General features: G+C 65.8%; 11 protein-coding genes. 2 read left to right on the top strand and 9 right to left on the bottom strand.

What is annotated here, in order from left to right; all coding sequences use genetic code 11:
* Positions 1 to 199 precede the first annotated feature (199 nt).
* Complete coding sequence (gene uvrA / locus BLU17_RS11500; protein ID WP_091996906.1) at positions 200 to 6,085, bottom strand: excinuclease ABC subunit UvrA; 5,886 nt, start codon at positions 6,083 to 6,085, stop codon at positions 200 to 202.
* Positions 6,086 to 6,328: 243 nt separating this feature from the next.
* Positions 6,329 to 8,692 (bottom strand): tetratricopeptide repeat protein, encoded by a 2,364-nt coding sequence (locus BLU17_RS11495; protein WP_245746813.1) that lies wholly within the window; start codon positions 8,690 to 8,692, stop codon positions 6,329 to 6,331.
* 224 nt (positions 8,693 to 8,916) lie between these two features.
* Here BLU17_RS11495 and adhP point away from each other — a divergent pair, with 224 nt between their 5' ends.
* Positions 8,917 to 9,945: an alcohol dehydrogenase AdhP gene (adhP, locus tag BLU17_RS11490; protein WP_091996846.1), complete on the top strand. Its 1,029-nt coding sequence runs from the start codon at positions 8,917 to 8,919 to the stop codon at positions 9,943 to 9,945.
* Between the two features lie 90 nt (positions 9,946 to 10,035).
* Here adhP and BLU17_RS11485 read toward each other — a convergent pair whose 3' ends face one another.
* From BLU17_RS11485 to BLU17_RS11470, 4 genes are all read right to left on the bottom strand, one after another.
* Positions 10,036 to 10,335, bottom strand: coding sequence for a putative quinol monooxygenase (locus BLU17_RS11485; RefSeq protein ID WP_091996845.1), 300 nt, complete (start codon positions 10,333 to 10,335; stop codon positions 10,036 to 10,038).
* A gap of 52 nt (positions 10,336 to 10,387) precedes the next feature.
* Complete coding sequence (locus BLU17_RS11480) at positions 10,388 to 11,485, bottom strand: NADH:flavin oxidoreductase/NADH oxidase (RefSeq protein WP_091996844.1); 1,098 nt, start codon at positions 11,483 to 11,485, stop codon at positions 10,388 to 10,390.
* Positions 11,486 to 11,681: 196 nt separating this feature from the next.
* A complete protein-coding gene (locus BLU17_RS11475; RefSeq protein ID WP_091996843.1) occupies positions 11,682 to 12,365 on the bottom strand; it encodes a type 1 glutamine amidotransferase domain-containing protein in 684 nt (227 codons plus the stop codon).
* 153 nt (positions 12,366 to 12,518) lie between these two features.
* Positions 12,519 to 13,121 carry a TetR/AcrR family transcriptional regulator gene (locus tag BLU17_RS11470; protein WP_091996842.1) on the bottom strand — a complete coding sequence of 201 codons (603 nt, stop codon included), beginning with the start codon at positions 13,119 to 13,121 and terminating at the stop codon, positions 12,519 to 12,521.
* Positions 13,122 to 13,226: 105 nt separating this feature from the next.
* On the opposite strand from BLU17_RS11470, the gene BLU17_RS11465 reads away from it, so the two are divergent.
* A complete protein-coding gene (locus BLU17_RS11465; protein ID WP_091996841.1) occupies positions 13,227 to 13,877 on the top strand; it encodes an SGNH/GDSL hydrolase family protein in 651 nt (216 codons plus the stop codon).
* A 143-nt stretch (positions 13,878 to 14,020) separates the two neighbouring features.
* On the opposite strand, the gene cyoD is transcribed toward BLU17_RS11465, so the two are convergent.
* Genes cyoD through cyoB form a run of 3 tightly spaced genes read right to left on the bottom strand, consistent with a single transcriptional unit; the run spans position 14,021 to position 16,995 of the window.
* Positions 14,021 to 14,350, bottom strand: coding sequence for a cytochrome o ubiquinol oxidase subunit IV (cyoD, locus tag BLU17_RS11460; RefSeq protein WP_091996840.1), 330 nt, complete (start codon positions 14,348 to 14,350; stop codon positions 14,021 to 14,023).
* Complete coding sequence (cyoC, locus tag BLU17_RS11455) at positions 14,351 to 14,962, bottom strand: cytochrome o ubiquinol oxidase subunit III (RefSeq protein ID WP_091996839.1); 612 nt, start codon at positions 14,960 to 14,962, stop codon at positions 14,351 to 14,353. It abuts the gene before it with no gap.
* Positions 14,962 to 16,995: a cytochrome o ubiquinol oxidase subunit I gene (cyoB, locus tag BLU17_RS11450; protein ID WP_091996838.1), complete on the bottom strand. Its 2,034-nt coding sequence runs from the start codon at positions 16,993 to 16,995 to the stop codon at positions 14,962 to 14,964. Before cyoB ends, cyoC begins: the two co-directional genes overlap by 1 nt.

The following is a 16,995-nucleotide window of genomic DNA, read 5'->3' as shown; positions in this document are numbered from 1 at the left end:
GGGGTCTGGGTGTGGAACCCGCGACCAGTTCGGAGGGGATCTGTAGTCCGCTGCTCCGCTCGCCAGGTGACGCCGCTACAGGTGAGAGACCGTTTGCTGCAAGCGGAGCCCATCATACCTTGCGCGCGCGGCACAGATCAAGCGGTTTCAAGGCGCAGCGGGCCTTTGCGGCCCGCTGCGCAGCCCGGCGATAAACCGTTTAGCTTGCCGCTCGCCGGTCGGCCGCCGGTTTCCGATCGGCAACTTCGGCGCGGCTCCGGCCACGCGCGAGCACCGGCGCAAGCGCCACACCGGTATGGCTCGCCGGCACCTTCGCGAGCGCTTCGGGATCGGCGGCGGCGACGATGGTGCCGCCCCCCACGCCGCCTTCGGGCCCGAGGTCGATGATCCAGTCGGCCTCGGCGATCACGTCGAGGTCGTGCTCGATCACCACGACGCTATGCCCCGAGTCCGTAAGCCGGTGCAGCACGCTGATGAGTCGCGCCACGTCGGCCATGTGCAGGCCGACCGTCGGCTCGTCGAGCACATAGAGCGTGTGCGGCGCCTTCTGGCCGCGCCGCGTGACGTCGTCGCGCACCTTGGACAGCTCGGTCACGAGCTTGATGCGCTGCGCCTCGCCGCCGGAAAGCGTGGGCGAAGGCTGGCCGAGCGTGAGATAGCCGAGACCCACGTCCTTCATGAGTTGCAGCGGATGCGAAATATTCGTGATCGACGCGAAGAACTCCACGGCCTCGTCGATTTCCATCGTCAGTACTTCGCCGATGTTCCGGCCGCGCCACGTCACCGCCAACGTTTCGGGATTGAAGCGCTGGCCGTGGCACACGTCGCACGGAACCTTCACGTCGGGCAGGAAACTCATGCCGATGGTGCGCACGCCCTGGCCTTCGCACGCGGGACAACGTCCGTCGCCGGTGTTGAACGAGAAGCGCGACGCACTGTAACCGCGGGCGCGCGCCTCGAGCGTCCCGGCAAAGAGCCGGCGAATCGCGTCCCACACGCCGATATAGGTGGCGGGACACGAGCGCGGCGTTTTACCGATCGGCGTCTGATCGACTTCGAGCACGCGGTCGATGCTCTCCCATCCGCTGATGGAATCGCAGCCCTGCCAGCTATGCGAAACCTCCAGCTTCGGCTTGGCGCTCGCGCGCGCAAGCACGCTCGAACGGCGTTCCGCCGCGCTCGGCGCGCGCTCTTTCGCGGCCTTGCGCGCGCGGCGCACGGCCGGCGACGAAAGTACCGAGCGCCCCACCGCGTCGAGCAGGTTGGAAAGCAGCACGTCGCGTGCGAGCGTGGACTTGCCGGAACCGCTCACGCCGGTAATGGCCACGAGGCGCCCGAGCGGAATCTGCGCGGTGACGTTGCGCAGATTGTGCAGCTTGCCGCCGTGCACCGTGAGCCATTGGCCCGGCACCGCCTCGCGTCCCGCGCGCGCGGGACGCACTTCGCGGCGCGGCTGCAGCGGGTGCTGGATCGGCTGCGCGAGATAGCGGCCCGTGAGCGAATCGGCCTGCGCCGCGAGATCCGCGACGCTGCCCTGCGCGACCACGCGGCCGCCGCGCTTGCCCGCGCTCGGTCCGATATCGATGATGTGATCGGCGCGCCGGATCGTGTCCTCGTCGTGCTCGACGACGACGAGCGTGTTGCCCTTCTCGCCAAGGTTGCGCAGCGCGTCGAGCAGGATCTGGTTGTCGCGCGGATGCAGACCGATGGTCGGCTCGTCGAGCACGTAGCACACGCCCTGCAAATTGCTGCCCAGTTGCGCCGCGAGACGAATGCGCTGCGCCTCGCCGCCCGAAAGACTCGGCGCGGCGCGATCGAGGCTCAGATAGCCAAGCCCGACTTCCTCGAGGAACTGCAGACGGCTGCGGATCTCGCTGACCACGTCGCGCGCGATCTGCGCGTCGCGCCCGTCGAGCTTCAGCGCATCGATCCAGCGGCGCGTATCCGCAACGGTCCATTGCGCGACATCGACGATCGGATGCGCGTCGAACGTCACGGCGCGCGCCACCGGATTCAGTCGCGTGCCGCCGCAATCGTGGCACGGCTCGTCGACCATGCCTTCGGGCTCCTGCTCTTCCGAAGGCAGCGTCTGCTCGCGTCCGCGTCCGTCTTCGGCGACGATGGTGTCGTCGTAGGCGGCGCGCTGCTCGCGCGTGAGCGCGAGGCCCGTGCCGACGCAGGTCGTGCACCAGCCGTGCTTGCTGTTATACGAGAACATGCGCGGATCGAGCTCGGGATAGCTCGTGCCGCACACAGGGCAAGCGCGCCGCGTGGAAAGCACTTTCACGGCGCCGATGTGCGCCGTCGAGCCGCCGTTGCCGAGCGCACGATCGAGGCCGTCGAGCGGCGCGAGCAGATGCACGATACCCTTGCCCGCCTCGAGCGTTGCGTCGAGCATCGAGCGCAATTGCGCCTCGTTTTCGGGCTCGATCACGAGATCGCCCACCGGCAATTCGATGGTGTGTTCGCGGAAGCGATCGAGCCTGGGCCATGGCGCGACGGGCACGAATTCCCCGTCCACGCGCAAATGCGTGTTGCCGCGCGCCTTCGCCCACTTCGCGAGATCGGTGTACACGCCCTTGCGATTGACGACGAGCGGCGCGAGCAGACCGACATGCTGGCCGCGATGCTCGCGCAGCAGTTGTGCGACGATCGCATCGACGCTTTGCGACGTGACGGGCGTGCCGTCATGCACGCAGTGCTGCACGCCGAGCTTCACGTAAAGCAGACGCAGGAAGTGCCACACCTCGGAGGTCGTGGCGACCGTGCTCTTGCGGCCGCCGCGCGACAGGCGCTGCTCGATCGCGACGGTCGGCGGAATGCCGTACACGGCATCGACTTCGGGGCGGCCCGCGGGCTGCACGATCGAGCGCGCGTAGGCGTTGAGCGATTCCAGGTAGCGACGCTGCCCCTCGTGAAAGAGGATATCGAACGCGAGCGTGGATTTGCCCGAACCCGACACGCCCGTGATGACGTTGAAGCGACCGTGCGGAATATCGACGTCGAGCGCCTTGAGGTTATGCTCGCGCGCGTTCACGATGCGCACCACGTCCTCGCCCTGGACTTCGCGGCGCGCCTGCGCCGCGCGCAACGCGGTTTGCAGCGCCACGCCCTCTTCTTCGGCGAGCAACGGCTCGGCGCCGCTGCGCAGTTGTGCTTCGTAGCGCTCGAGCGCCGCGCCCGTGTGCGATCGCTGGCACGCAATCGCGTCGTCGGGCGTGCCGACGCAGACGATCTCGCCGCCCGCATCGCCGCCTTCCGGGCCGAGATCGATCAGCCAGTCGGCCGCGCGGATCACGTCGAGATTGTGTTCGATGACGAGCAGCGAATGACCGCCCGCGAGCAGCTTGCCGAACGCGCGCATGAGCTTGGCGATGTCGTCGAAATGCAAACCTGTGGTCGGCTCGTCGAACATGAAGAGGCGGCCGCCCGCATCCTTGCCGCGCGACTGCGCCGTCTCGGCGAGATAGCCCGCAAGCTTGAGGCGCTGCGCCTCGCCGCCCGAGAGTGTCGGCACCGGCTGGCCGAGCTTCACGTATTCGAGCCCCACGTCCACGATCGGCTGCAGCACGCGCAGTACTTCGGCATCCTCAGCGAAGCATCGCACCGCTTCGCTCACCGTGAGGTCGAGCACGTCCGCTACCGAAAGCGTGCGGCCGCCGCGTTCGATCTTCACTTCGAGCACTTCCGCGCGGTAGCGGCTGCCATCGCAATCGGGACAGCGCAGATAGACATCGCTCAGGAACTGCATTTCGATGTGCTCGAAGCCCGAGCCGCCGCAGGTCGGGCAGCGCCCTTCGCCCGAGTTGAAGCTGAACATGCCCGCCGTATAGCCGCGCTGCTTTGCGAGCGCCGCCTTGGCAAACAGCTTGCGGATCTCGTCGAACGCGCCGACATAGCTGGCCGGATTCGAACGCGCCGTCTTGCCGATCGGCGACTGGTCGACGAACACGGCGTCGCTGATCTGCTCCGCGCCGCTCAGCTTGCGGAACGTGCCCGGAGCTTCGGTGGCCTTGCCGAGATGACGCGCCAATGCGGGATACAGCACGTCCTGCACGAGCGTCGACTTGCCCGAACCCGATACGCCCGTCACGCAAACGAGGCGCTGCAGCGGAATCTGCACGGTCACGTCGCGCAGGTTGTGCTCGCTCGCGCCTTCGAGCAGCAGGCTCGGCGTCGCGGCGTCCACAGGGCGGCGTTCCCAGTGCGAGGCGTCGGCCACGGCGCGACGGCCGCCCAGGTATTCGCCGGTCAAGGTGCCCGAGGAGCGGATGTCGTCGGGCGTGCCGTCGTAGACGATCGTGCCACCACGCTCGCCGGGGCCGGGGCCCATGTCGATGAGACGGTCGGCAGCGAGCATGACCGAAGGATCGTGCTCGACCACGACGAGCGTATTGCCCGCGTCGCGCAACCGGTGCATCGCTTCGACGATCCGGTTGAGGTCGCGCGGATGCAGGCCGATGCTCGGCTCGTCGAGCACGAACAGCGTTTTCGTGAGCGACGTTCCGAGTGCCGTGGTCAGGTTGATGCGCTGCACTTCGCCGCCCGAGAGCGTGCGGCTCTGGCGGTCGAGCGTGAGGTAGCCGAGGCCCACGTCGCAGAGATACTTCAGGCGCGTGCGCACTTCGGCAAGCAGCAGCTTCAGCGCATCGTCGAGCAATGCTGAGGAAAGCGAAAGAGTGTCGAAGAAGCGCCGAATGCGCTCGATCGGCAGCAGCATGACGTCGTGCACGGTGAGGCCCGGCAGCGCTTCGAGCTGCGCGCGCGCCCACTCCACGCCGTGCGGCAGGAAGCGCGCGGACGGCGCGAGCACTTCGTCGGCGTTCTGCTGCGTGCCGAGACGCCACAGCAGGGACTCGGTTTTCAGGCGCGCGCCGCCGCACGTTTCGCACGGCGTGTAGCTGCGGTACTTCGACAGCAGCACGCGAATGTGCATCTTGTAGGCCTTCGATTCCAGATACTGGAAGAAGCGCTTCACGCCGTACCACTGCGTTTGCCAGCTACCTTTCCAGTCGGGCGCGCCGTTGATGACCCAATCGCGCTGCGCCCGGGTGAGTTCGGACCATGCCGTATCGCGCGGAATGCCGGCCTTTGCGGCATAGCGCATCAAATCGTCCTGGCATTCCTTCCACGCGGGCGTTTGCAACGGCTTGATCGCGCCGCCGCGCAGCGTTTTGCGCTCGTCGGGGATCACGAGCCCCCAGTCCACGCCGATCACGCGGCCAAAGCCGCGGCACGCGTCGCAGGCGCCATAGGCGGAATTGAACGAGAACAGCGCGGGTTGCGGGTCGGCGTAGCGCAGGTCGCTGTCGGGGCAATGCAGGCCGGTCGAGAAGCGCCAGATCTGCGGCTCGGCTTGCGCATCGGCTCCGCTGTCGGGCAGCACATGGACGTTCACGCGACCGCCGCCGCGCCTGAGCGACGCTTCGATCGCCTCGATCGCGCGGCTCTTCTCGACGTTCTGCATGCGGAAACGGTCGGCGACCACGTCGAGCAGCTTGCGCGTGCCGTCGGCGGTCTTCACCTCGCGCTGCGCCTGCACGCGCGTATAGCCGCTCGCGGAGAGCCATTGCGCGACTTCTTCCTCGGTCGTCGTATCGGGCAACTCGACCGGAAACGTGAGCACGAGCCGCGGATCGCCGACAGCGGTTCGCGCCATCAGCTCGGCGTAAATCGTCTCGGGCGTATCGTGCCGCACGGGCTGCGCCGTTACGCGGTCGAACAGACTGGCGGCGCGCGCGTAAAGCAGCTTCAGATGATCGTTCAACTCGGTCATCGTGCCGACCGTAGAACGCGAGCTGCGCACGGGGTTCGTCTGGTCGATGGCGATGGCGGGCGGCACGCCGTCGACGCGATCGACCTGCGGCCGGTCCATGCGGTCGAGGAACTGGCGCGCGTAGGCGCTGAACGTTTCGACGTAGCGGCGCTGGCCTTCCGCGTAAAGGGTATCGAACACAAGGCTCGACTTGCCCGAGCCCGAAGGCCCGGTGACGACCGTCATTTCACCGGTATGGAGGTCGAGATCGAGGTTCTTGAGGTTGTGCTGGCGGGCACCACGGATTCGGATGGATCGGTTTTCGCTCACTTGCGCTGGCATTCCGGCTGGATCACACGCATGGGGCCGGACGGCGCGCGAGTGGCGGCGCGGCCCGGCAGCTTGCAGCGCGGCGCGCGCGGAGAATCCGGTGCGCGGCCCTGGCTGTCAGGCTCAGATTTTACTGTATATTTATACAGCACGCCGAGCGTGTGCTTCGCAGCCCGGCTGCCGCGAGCCGTGCTGCGAATTTGCGCGCCAGGCCGCGCTATATTTTGTTTGCGCCAGGTCGCGCTATTGCGCCGCGGCGCGCCACATGCCTTCGTACGCGGCCTCGAGACCGCGCGCAAAGCGCTCGCCGTCCATGAGCGGCGACTGCGCCATGCGCTCGCGCAGCGTCGCGCGCAGCCCCGCGAGTCGCGGCAGGTCGGTCGCGAGGTTCACCGCGGCCTCCACGAACGCATCGTCGGAACGGGCGGCAAGTTCCGCGAGACCGAGGTTCGCCAGCTGGCTCCAGCCCGCACGCCCTGCCACCGTGGGCCCGATGCGCGTGACGACGGGCACGCCCATCCACAGCGCGTCGAGCGACGTGGTATGGCCGTTGTACGGCAGCGTGTCGAGGCCGACATCGATCTCGTGATAGCTGCGCAAATAGGCGTCGCGCGGCCTGAACGGCAGGAAGCGCGCGCGCACCGGGTCGATGCCGGCTCGCGCCAGCCGCTGTGCAAGGCGATGCCTCACGTCGCCCTCGGCGGCCATGAGCACGAGGCGTGCCGTGGGCAATCGGTCAAGCGCGCGCGCCCACAAACGCAGTGTCGTATCCGTGAGCTTGCAGGGGTTGTTCAGGCTGCCGAACGTGACATGCCCCGCCTGCGGCGCGGGCAGCGCATTCACTTCGGGTTCCGAATCAAGTGGGGCATAGCACCAGAACGTGTGCGGCAGACGCCACGACCGCTCGCTGTAGTGGCCGTCGTGTGCCGGCGGGTCGAGCCAGGGATCGGTGAGCCGCCAGTCGATCGCCTCGATCCCGGTGGTGCCCGGATACGCAAGCCACGCGACCTGCACCGGCGCCGGCTTGCGCGCAAACACGAGAGGCCGGCCGTCGGACATATGCATCGTGAGATCGACGAGGATGTCGATGCCGTCCGCACGGATCTTGTCCGCCAGCGCCGCGTCGCTCAAGGTACGGACGTCGTGCCATTTCTCGACATGCGCGGCAAGGCGCGCGGTCGTCGCATCGGGCCTCGCGACGCTCGAATAGGCATGAATCTCGAAGCGCATGCGGTCGTGATGGGCAAGGAGCGGCGTCGTGAACAATGCCTGGCAATGCTCACGAAAATCCGCCGATACGTAGCCGATGCGCAATCGCCTTCCGTGCGCAGATCCGGCATGCGCGCGGATGCGTGCCGTGCTCAGCGGCGCCTCGTGCTGTGCGGACCAACGTCTCGCCTCGTCGAGGATCACCTGCGGATCCGTGGCCTGAAACGACAAGGCATACAGAAGATTGCTGTGCGCGATGACGTTGCCGGGCTCGCTCGCCGCGGCCCGGCGAAAACATTCGACGCCTTCGTCCAGGTCTCCACTGTCCTTCAGGACGTTGCCCAGGTTGTTGAGCGTGGCCGAGTGCGACGGGTCGATGCTCAGGGCCTTGCGCAGCGTCGCGTGCGCCTCGTCGAGACTGCCGAGCGTGCGCATCAGGTTGGCGGCGTTGTTGTACGCATCGACGAGATCCGGCCGCACGCGCATGGCCGTTTCGTATGCTTCGCGCGCGGCCCGATACGCGCCGAGATCGCGGCACACGTTGCCGAGATTGTTGGCCGCTTGCGCATGCGAGGGGTCGAGCGCGAGCGCGCGGCGATATTGCGCTTCGGCTTCGCGCAGACCGCCGTGCGCCTGAAGCGCGACGCCGTAGTTATAGGCGGCGTGCGCGAGGTGAGGCTCGAGGGCCGTCGCGCGCTCGAGCAAGGGCAACGCTTCGTCCAGATGCCCGAGGCGGGTCAACTGCACGCCGAGGTTGATCATCGCGGCCGCCGCCTCCGGCCCCGCCGCCAACGCGGCGCGCAAGCTGTCGAGCGCCGCCTCGTCGCGCCCTTGCTCCTGCAGCAGCGTGCCGAGGTTCGTCAACGCGGTAGCGTCGCCCGGTTGCACGGCAAGCGCGCGGCGATACGCCGCTTCGGCCTCGCCGGGTTCGCGCTGCAGGCGATGGCAATTGCCGAGATTGTTCCAGGCGTCGCCGCGGTTCGCGTCGCACTGGAGCGCCGAGCGCCATGCATCGACCGCTTCGCGTAGCGCCCCCTGGGCCTGCAACGCCGAGCCAAGCCCGCACCAGAGATCGGCGGACGATGCGTCGTCTGCGAGCAGATCGCGATACAGGTCCGCCGCCTCGGCATGGCGTCCGGCCATCGCCCATGCCTGCGCCAGCGCTTCGCGATAGCGCCGCTGGCCGGGCTCGATGGCGAGCGCGCGTTGAAGCCAGAGGATCGCATCGGCCGGTACGCCTTCCTGCAAACCGATGACGCCGAGCCGAAACATCGCACCCGCATGCGTTGCATCGCCGGCAAGAATCTGCATATACAACTGACGCGCGCACGGCAAATCGCCGGCGAAATGGCTCTCGCTCGCGCGCTCGAAGAGAAAATCGCTTTGCATCGGGTTCATGGTTTCTCGGCAACGGGACTGTTACGGCACCTTATTCAATATTAACTTAACGGCAGATTCGTCTGAAAAGGCTTCGCCGCCTATTTCCCGCCCGAAGCGACGCTTGCGCACGCTCATCGCACACGAACCTTCTTTCCGCCAAACTTGAAAATCAGCCGCGGACGCAAGGCGACACCGCGATGCGCTTCGCATCCAGCCGCGCGCCGCCATTCAGGAGCTCGACGATGAACAAGACGATGCAAGCCGCGGTAGTCCGCGCATTTGGCCAACCCCTCGTGCTCGAGGAAGTGGCTGTGCCCACCCCGGGGCCCGGCGAACTGCTCGTGAAGATCGAAGCGTGCGGCGTGTGCCACACGGACCTGCACGCCGCGCACGGCGACTGGCCCGTCAAGCCGCAGCCACCCTTCATTCCGGGTCACGAGGGAGTCGGCCATGTCGTCGGTGTGGGCGCGGGCGTTACGCATGTGAAGGAAGGCGACCGCGTGGGCATCCCATGGCTCTATTCGGCGTGCGGCCATTGCGAACATTGCCTGGGCGGCTGGGAAACGCTTTGCGAGCAGCAGCAGAACACAGGCTATTCGGTGAACGGCGGCTTCGCTCAATATGCAAAGGCCGACGCGAATTACGTAGGGCGGTTGCCGAAAAATATCGACTTCATCGAGATCGCGCCGGTGCTCTGCGCGGGCGTCACGGTCTACAAGGGCCTGAAGGTCACCGACGCGCGCCCTGGCAACTGGGTCGTCATTTCCGGCGTGGGCGGCCTCGGCCACATGGCCGTGCAATACGCCCGCGCGATGGGACTCAACGTCGCGGCCGTCGATGTGGACGATACGAAACTGGAACTCGCGAAACGCCTCGGCGCGGCCGTGACGGTCAACGCGAAAACGACCGACCCCGCTGCGTATTTGAAGAAGGAAATCGGCGGCGCGCACGGCGTGCTCGTCACCGCGGTATCGCCCATTGCGTTTTCACAGGCGCTCGGCATGGTGCGCCGGGGCGGCACGGTGTCGCTGAACGGCCTGCCGCCCGGCGACTTCCCGTTGCCGATCTTCGACATGGTGCTAGGCGGCGTGACGGTGCGCGGCTCGATTGTCGGCACGCGCCTCGACCTCGAAGAGTCGCTGATGTTCGCCGAAGAAGGCAAGGTGAAGGCCACCGTCTCCACGGACAAGCTCGAGAACATCAACGACGTGTTCGCGCGCATGGAGCGCGGCGCAATCGAAGGCCGCGTCGTGCTCGATATGGCTGGCTAAGCGGCGCTCGAAAGCAATACGCCGGACACCGCTGCGAAACGATGTCCGGCGCTCGCCGAACGCGATCACGAACGCGACGAAATCGCCGCTTCAGTCGGCGACATCCACGCCCGTCAACAGCTTCACTTCGGGCGGCTCCGTTACCCACGCGGCGATCTGCGCGCGGTATGCGGCGAAATGCGCGCTCTCGCGATGCGCTTGCACCGCGCCCTCGTCGACATAGGCTTCATAGAGGTGAAAGCCCGGCGCGCCGTCCGCACGGCGCAACAGGTCATAGCGCAAATTGCCCGGCTCCTTGCGCGTGTGCGAGACCATGTCGCGCATCAGCGCTTCCACTTCGGCGACATGCTGGGGCTTGGGCGTGATGCTCGCAAATAGATAGACAGTCATTGAAATTCCCTCGTCATCGACAGTCGTGCTGATCGGCAAATCCCGGCGGTGCTCAGCCGGCCTTGTAGCGCTCGAGCCAGTACGCGTAGGGGGCGGGCAAGGTCCACGCGGCGCGCTCCACGCCAAGCGCCTGGGCCGCGCGGTACGGCCAGTGCGGATTCGCAAGATGCGCGCGGCCCACCATCACGAGGTCGAGTTGCTCGCTGGCCACCGAGCGCTCGGCCAGTTCAGGCGTGCCGATGCCCCACGCCGACGACACCGGCAGACCGGCCGCGCGGCGCACCTTTTGCGCGATCGGCGCGAGAAAGGCGGGCGCCCACGGAATCTGCGCCGCAGGCGTCGAAAAACCGACGCTCACGCCCAGCATGTCGAGCCCTTCGCGCTTGAAACCCTTCGCGAGTTCGATCGACCCGGCGAGCGTTTCTTCGTCGCGGCCATCGTACTCGATCACACCGAAGCGCGCCGTCAGCGGCAAATGCTCGGGCCAGACCTTGCGCACCGCAGCCAGCGTTTCGAGCAGGAAACGGCTGCGGTTTTCGAGGCTGCCGCCGTACGCGTCGTCGCGCTGGTTCGAGTGCGTCGAGAAAAAGCTCTGGCCGAGATAGCCGTGCGCGAAGTGCAGCTCGAGCCATTCGAAACCGGCTTCGAGCGCACGCTTCGCTGCGGCCACGAAGTCCTCGCGCACGCGCGCGATGTCGTCGAGCGTCATCGCCTGCGGCACCTTCGGCAGATGGGCGCCGAACGCGATCGGCGACGGCGCGATGGTCTGCCAGCCGCGCGCGTCGCTATCGGCAATGTGGTCGTCGCCTTCCCACGGGCGGTTTGCGCTCGCCTTGCGGCCCGCGTGCGCGATCTGGATGCCGGGCACGGCGCCCGCCGCCTTGATCGCCGCGACGGTCGGCTTGAATGCCTCGGCCTGCGCGTCGTTCCAGAGGCCCGCGCAAGCCGGCGTGATGCGGCCCTCGGGCGAAACCGCCGTCGCCTCGACGATCACGAGGCCCGCGCCGCCGCGCGCGATTTGCGCGTAGTGGACGTGATGCCAGTCGTTGATCACGCCATCGACGGCCATGTACTGGCACATCGGCGGCACGGCGATGCGGTTGCGCAGGGATACGCCCTTGAGCTTGAACGGTTCGAACAATGCGGACATCTACAGCTCCTTTGTTGACACAGGTCGCGCTGCGCGCGGCGCCCGCGCCGGTTGGCAAAACGGGATTTCCTCCCGGCAAGACGGAGCCGGGCGCGGACGGACAGCCGCCGCTCGCAGCGTTGCCGAAAGGAAAAAACGGGGAAAACAGGCGCACTCGCTCGAACGAAACGAGCGGGAACGAAACGAGCACGAACGATCAGGTGCGGCGCAGCGCCGCGAGCAAAGCCTCGGCAACCGGCTCGGACGACGCCGGATTCTGCCCCGTGATGAGCAGGCCGTCGGTGGCCACGTGCGGCTGCCAGTCGGCGGCCTTCGTGTATTGGCCGCCGCTCGCCTTCAGCATGTCCTCGACGAGGAACGGCACGACCTCGGTCAGTTGCACCGCCGCCTCTTCGGCGTTCGAAAAACCGGTGACCGACTTGCCGGCCACGAGCAGCTTGCCGTCCACGCCCTTCACATGACGCAGCACGCCAGGCGCGTGGCAAACGGCGGCTACGGGCCTGCCGGCGGCGATCGTCTTTTCGATCAGCGCAATGGACACGGGATCCTCCGCGAGATCCCAAAGCGGGCCGTGGCCGCCCGGATAGAACACGGCGTCGAACGCGCTGGCGTCGACATCGGCGAGACGTTTCGTATTGGCAAGCGCCGCTTGCGCCTGCTTGTCGGACGCGAACCGCCGCGTCGCACCGGTCTGCGCCGAAGGATCGCTGCTCTTCGGATCGAGCGGCGGCTGGCCACCTTTGGGCGAAGCGAGCGTGAGCTCGACGCCCGCGTCGCGCAAGGCATAGTACGGCGCAGCGAATTCCTCGAGCCAGAAACCCGTTTTCTTGCCCGTGTCGCCGAGCTCTTCGTGTGAGGTCAAAACGATCAGAACTTTCATCGGCGTTCCTTTATCGGTGAGATTCGGGCGCTCATGCGCCCCTGGAACCGGTCTTTTCGGCGTAGCGAATACGTTACTATTAGACCGGTTGTCTAGTTCATCGGCGCAATCCGCGGCGATCTCGCGCGCCGCTCCCCGCAGCTTCGCGTTCGATCAGTTGCCCGGAGGCAGGTTCAACAGGATTCGTGTGGTCGCCATGGCGGCGTCGAGCGGCTTGCGGTCGCGGCGGATCTTTTCGAGCAGCGTCGCGCCCAGCCACAGTTCATAGAGCGTCACCGCCGCTGTCGCGGCATCGTTCACGTTTGCGAGCGAGCCGTCCGCCCGTCCTTCCTCGATGCAGGCAGCAATGCGCGAAATGGCTGTGTCCGTGCCGAGACGCAACGCCGCGCGCATCGCCTCGGAAAGATCGCTCACCTCCGCGCCCAGTTTTACCGCGAGGCACTTGCCGACCGGGTCGTCGGCGCATTGAGTCGTGCGCCAATGCTCGCAGTAACACAGCAGCCGCTCGGCTGCCGTACCCGGTTGCCGCACCAGCAGATCGTCGAGGCGCTCCGCATATTCGGCGAAATACGCGTTCAGCAGCGCCTCACCGAACGCCTCTTTCGAGCCGAAATAGTGATAGAACGACCCCTTGGGCACACCGGCAGCCGCGAGGATCTCGTTGAGACCGACTGCGGAAAAGCCCTTGCCCAGCAAGATGGGCATGGCGGTATCGAGGATATGTTGCCGCACATCGGCGGCTGCGGCTGCGTTCATGGGATCGCATCTTACCGAGCGGCTAGACCGGTCGTCTAGTAATCTCCCATGCTGAGTAGTGGCATTGCACCCCCGGCAACCCCGCAACCTGGAGAGAGGCAAACCATGACGTCACGCACCCTGCTCTGTTACGGCGATTCCAATACGCACGGCACGAAGCCGCTGACCGCGCCCGGCGTCCTCGAACGCTTCGGCCCTACCGACCGCTGGCCCGGAGCGCTGCGCGAGGCGCTCGGACCAGGCTGGACGATCGTCGAGGAAGGCCTGCCCGCACGCACCACGGTTCACGACGATCCGATCGAAGGCCGGCACAAGAACGGGCACGCGTACCTGCGGCCGTGCCTCGAAAGCCAGTTGCCCGTCGACGTGGTCGCGCTGATGCTCGGCACCAACGACCTCAAGACACGCTTTTCCGTCACGCCGGCCGACATCGCGAATTCGGTCGACGTGCTGCTCGAAACGCTGGTCGCGTGCCGCGCGGGTCCGGGCGGCTCGACGCCGCACGTGCTGCTGATGTCGCCCGTGCCGATCGAGGAGATCGGCTTTCTCGGCGCGATCTTCGCGGGCGGTGCGGCCAAATCCCGCCTGCTCGCCCCGCTCTACGAGCGCGTGGCCGTGAAGTACGGCTCGGCGTTTCTCGACGCCGGCGAATTCGCGGCGGTCAGCCCTACGGACGGCGTCCACTTCGAAGCCGCGCAACACCATCGGCTCGGCAAGGCCGTCGCGGACATCGTGCGCCAGCGCTTCGGCGCGTAGGCGAGCGCGCGTTTGCCTCGCGAAGAACGTCCCGGCGAGATCCGCGAGCCCCAAAGAAAACGCCGCCGGCCCGAAGGCCTGGCGGCGTTTTTCGTTTGCGCCCCGTTCGAGGAACGACGCGCAAGTCCGGCAACGATGAACGCTTAGCGCGACATCATGTTCATGCTGACGTTGTGCATGACCCACAGCGTGCCGATCACGACGATCAGCACGGTCAACGCCGTGAAACCGAACGCGGTCACGTTCCAGCGCTGGCTCGACGACGTGTTCATGTGCAGGAAGAACACGAGGTGAACGAGGATCTGCACGACGGCCAGCACGGCGAGGCCGATCAGCGCGGTTTCGCGCGGAAAGCCGCCATGCAGGACGAGCCAGAACGAAGCGGCCGTGAGCACCACCGCCAGGATGAAACCGGCCAGATAGCCGCCGAAGCTGCCGTGGCTTTCTTCTTCGTGGATGGAATGAGCACTCATTTAGATCACGCTCGCAAGATAAACAAAAGAGAACACGCAGATCCAGACGATGTCCAGGAAGTGCCAGAAGAGGCTGAGGCACGTCAGGCGGCGGATTTCGCGCTCGCCGAGAACAGGCGCCTTCGCGGCCTGCACCATCAGGACGACCATCCAGATCATGCCGAACGTCACGTGGATACCGTGGGTGGCGACCAGCGTGAAGAACGACGAGAGGAACGCGCTGCGCTGCGGGCCTGCGCCTTCTTCGATCAGGTGCGCGAATTCATGCAGTTCGAAATACAGGAACGTCGCGCCCAGCAGGAACGTAATGGCCAGCCAGAACAGCACCTGACCGGTGCGCTTCTTGTGCGCGCCGATCATCGCGAAGCCGTACGTGATGGACGACAGCAGCAGCACCGCCGTTTCCAGCGCGACGCCCGGGATGTCGAACAGGTCCTTGCCCGTCGGACCGCCGGCGAACTGGTTCTGCATCACGGCGAACACTGCGAACAGCGAGCCGAACAGAATGCAGTCCGTCATCAGGTACAGCCAGAAGCCGAACACCGAGTGTGACGGCGGGTGATCGTGGTGATCGTGCTCCGCGAGTGCGGCCGCACTTGTCTTCGTCAACATCAGTTGGCCTCCAGTGCTGCTTCAACCTTGCCACGGCGTTGCTTCTCTTCGAACGCCTTGACCAGTGCGCGATTGCGCAGTTCTTCGTCTGCCCGGACCTTGGCGGCCGGGATGTAGTAGCCCTCGTTCTTCTGGAAGCTGTACGCGATGGCGGTGCCGACAATGCCGACGAAGCCAACGATCATGAGCCACCAGATGTGCCAGATGCCAGCAAAGCCGAGCACCAGGCTGAAGAAGCCGATGAACACACCAGCGCTCGTGTTCGAGGGCATATGGATATCGGTGTACTTCGTGTTCGCGACGTCCGGCGTTTCGCGGCCCGTTTCCTTCAGGTGCGCGAATTCGTCGAGTTCGCTCACGTGCGGGATGACCGGGAAGTTATACGACGGCGGCGGCGACGAGATCGACCACTCCAGCGTACGGCCACCCCACGGATCGCCCGTCAGGTCGCGGTTTTCCGGCAGGTTGCGGTCGCGGATCGAAACGTACAGCTGCGCGAACTGGTGCAGGATGCCGATCAGCACGAGCACGGCGCCGACCCAGGCGATGACCATCCACGGATGCCATGCCGGATTGTCGTAGTGGTTCAGACGACGCGTCACGCCCATGAAGCCGAGCACGTACAGCGGCACGAACGCGACGTAGAAGCCGACCAGCCAGAACCAGAATGCGCGCTTGCCGAGCTTTTCGTTGAGCTTGAAGCCGAAAACCTTCGGGAACCAGAAGTTCATGCCGGCGAGATAGCCGAACAGCACGCCGCCGATGATGACGTTGTGGAAGTGAGCGATCAGGAACAGCGAGTTGTGCAGCACGAAGTCCGCACCCGGGATCGCCATCATCACGCCGGTCATGCCGCCGATGGTGAAGGTGACCATGAAGCCGATCGTCCACAGCACCGAAGCGCTGAACTCGAGGCGGCCGCGGTAGATCGTGAACAGCCAGTTGAAGATCTTCACACCCGTCGGGATGGAAATGATCATCGTCATGATGCCGAAGAACGCATTGACGTCCGCGCCCGAACCCATCGTGAAGAAGTGATGCAGCCACACGAGGAACGCCAGCACCATGATCGCGCAGGTCGCGTAGACCATGGCCTTGTAGCCGAACAGCGGCTTCTTCGCGTAGGTCGCCACGACTTCCGAGAAAATACCGAACGCCGGCAGGATCAGGATGTACACCTCGGGGTGACCCCAGGCCCAGATCAGGTTCAGGTACAGCATCTGGTTGCCGCCGGCATCGTTCGTGAAGAAGTGCGTGCCGACGTAGCGGTCGAGGCCGAGCAGCGCGAGCGCGATGGTCAGGATCGGGAACGACGCCATGATCAGCACGTTCGTGCAGAGCGCGGTCCACGTGAACACCGGCAGCTTCATCATCGTCATGCCAGGGGCGCGCATCTTGATGATCGTGACGAAGAAGTTCACGCCGGTCAGCAGCGTGCCCACGCCCGAAAGCTGCAGTGCCCACAGGTAATAGTCGACGCCGACGCCCGGACTGTATGCAAGCTCCGAAAGCGGCGGATACGCGAGCCAGCCGGTCTGCGCGAATTCACCCACGACGAGCGAAATCATCAGCAGGACCGCGCCGACGGCCGTCATCCAGAACGACAGCGAGTTCAGGAACGGGAACGCGACGTCGCGTGCGCCGATCTGCAGCGGCACGATGATGTTCATCAGGCCGACCATGAAGGCCATCGCCATGAAGAAGATCATGATGACGCCGTGCGCCGTGAAGATCTGGTCGTAGTGGTGCGGCGGGAGATAGCCCGGCGCGTTGTACGCGAGCGCGAGCTGGGTACGCATCATGATAGCGTCGGCAAAGCCGCGCACGAGCATGATGAGGGCGACGACGATGTACATCACGCCAAGACGCTTGTGGTCGACGCTCGTCAGCCACTCCGTCCAAAGATATTTCCACTTACCGAGGTAAGTGACGCCACCGAGCACGATTGCCCCGATGAGCGCCATGCCGATCATCGTGCCGACGATAATCGGCTCGTGATACGGAATGGCATCCAGTGTAAGTTTTCCGAACAT

It is taken from the genome of Paraburkholderia lycopersici, from assembly GCF_900096975.1.
GTDB classification, from domain to species: domain Bacteria; phylum Pseudomonadota; class Gammaproteobacteria; order Burkholderiales; family Burkholderiaceae; genus Paraburkholderia; species Paraburkholderia lycopersici.
Note: the sequence above shows the minus strand (reverse complement) of the source record. Positions and strands in the feature narration are given on the sequence as shown.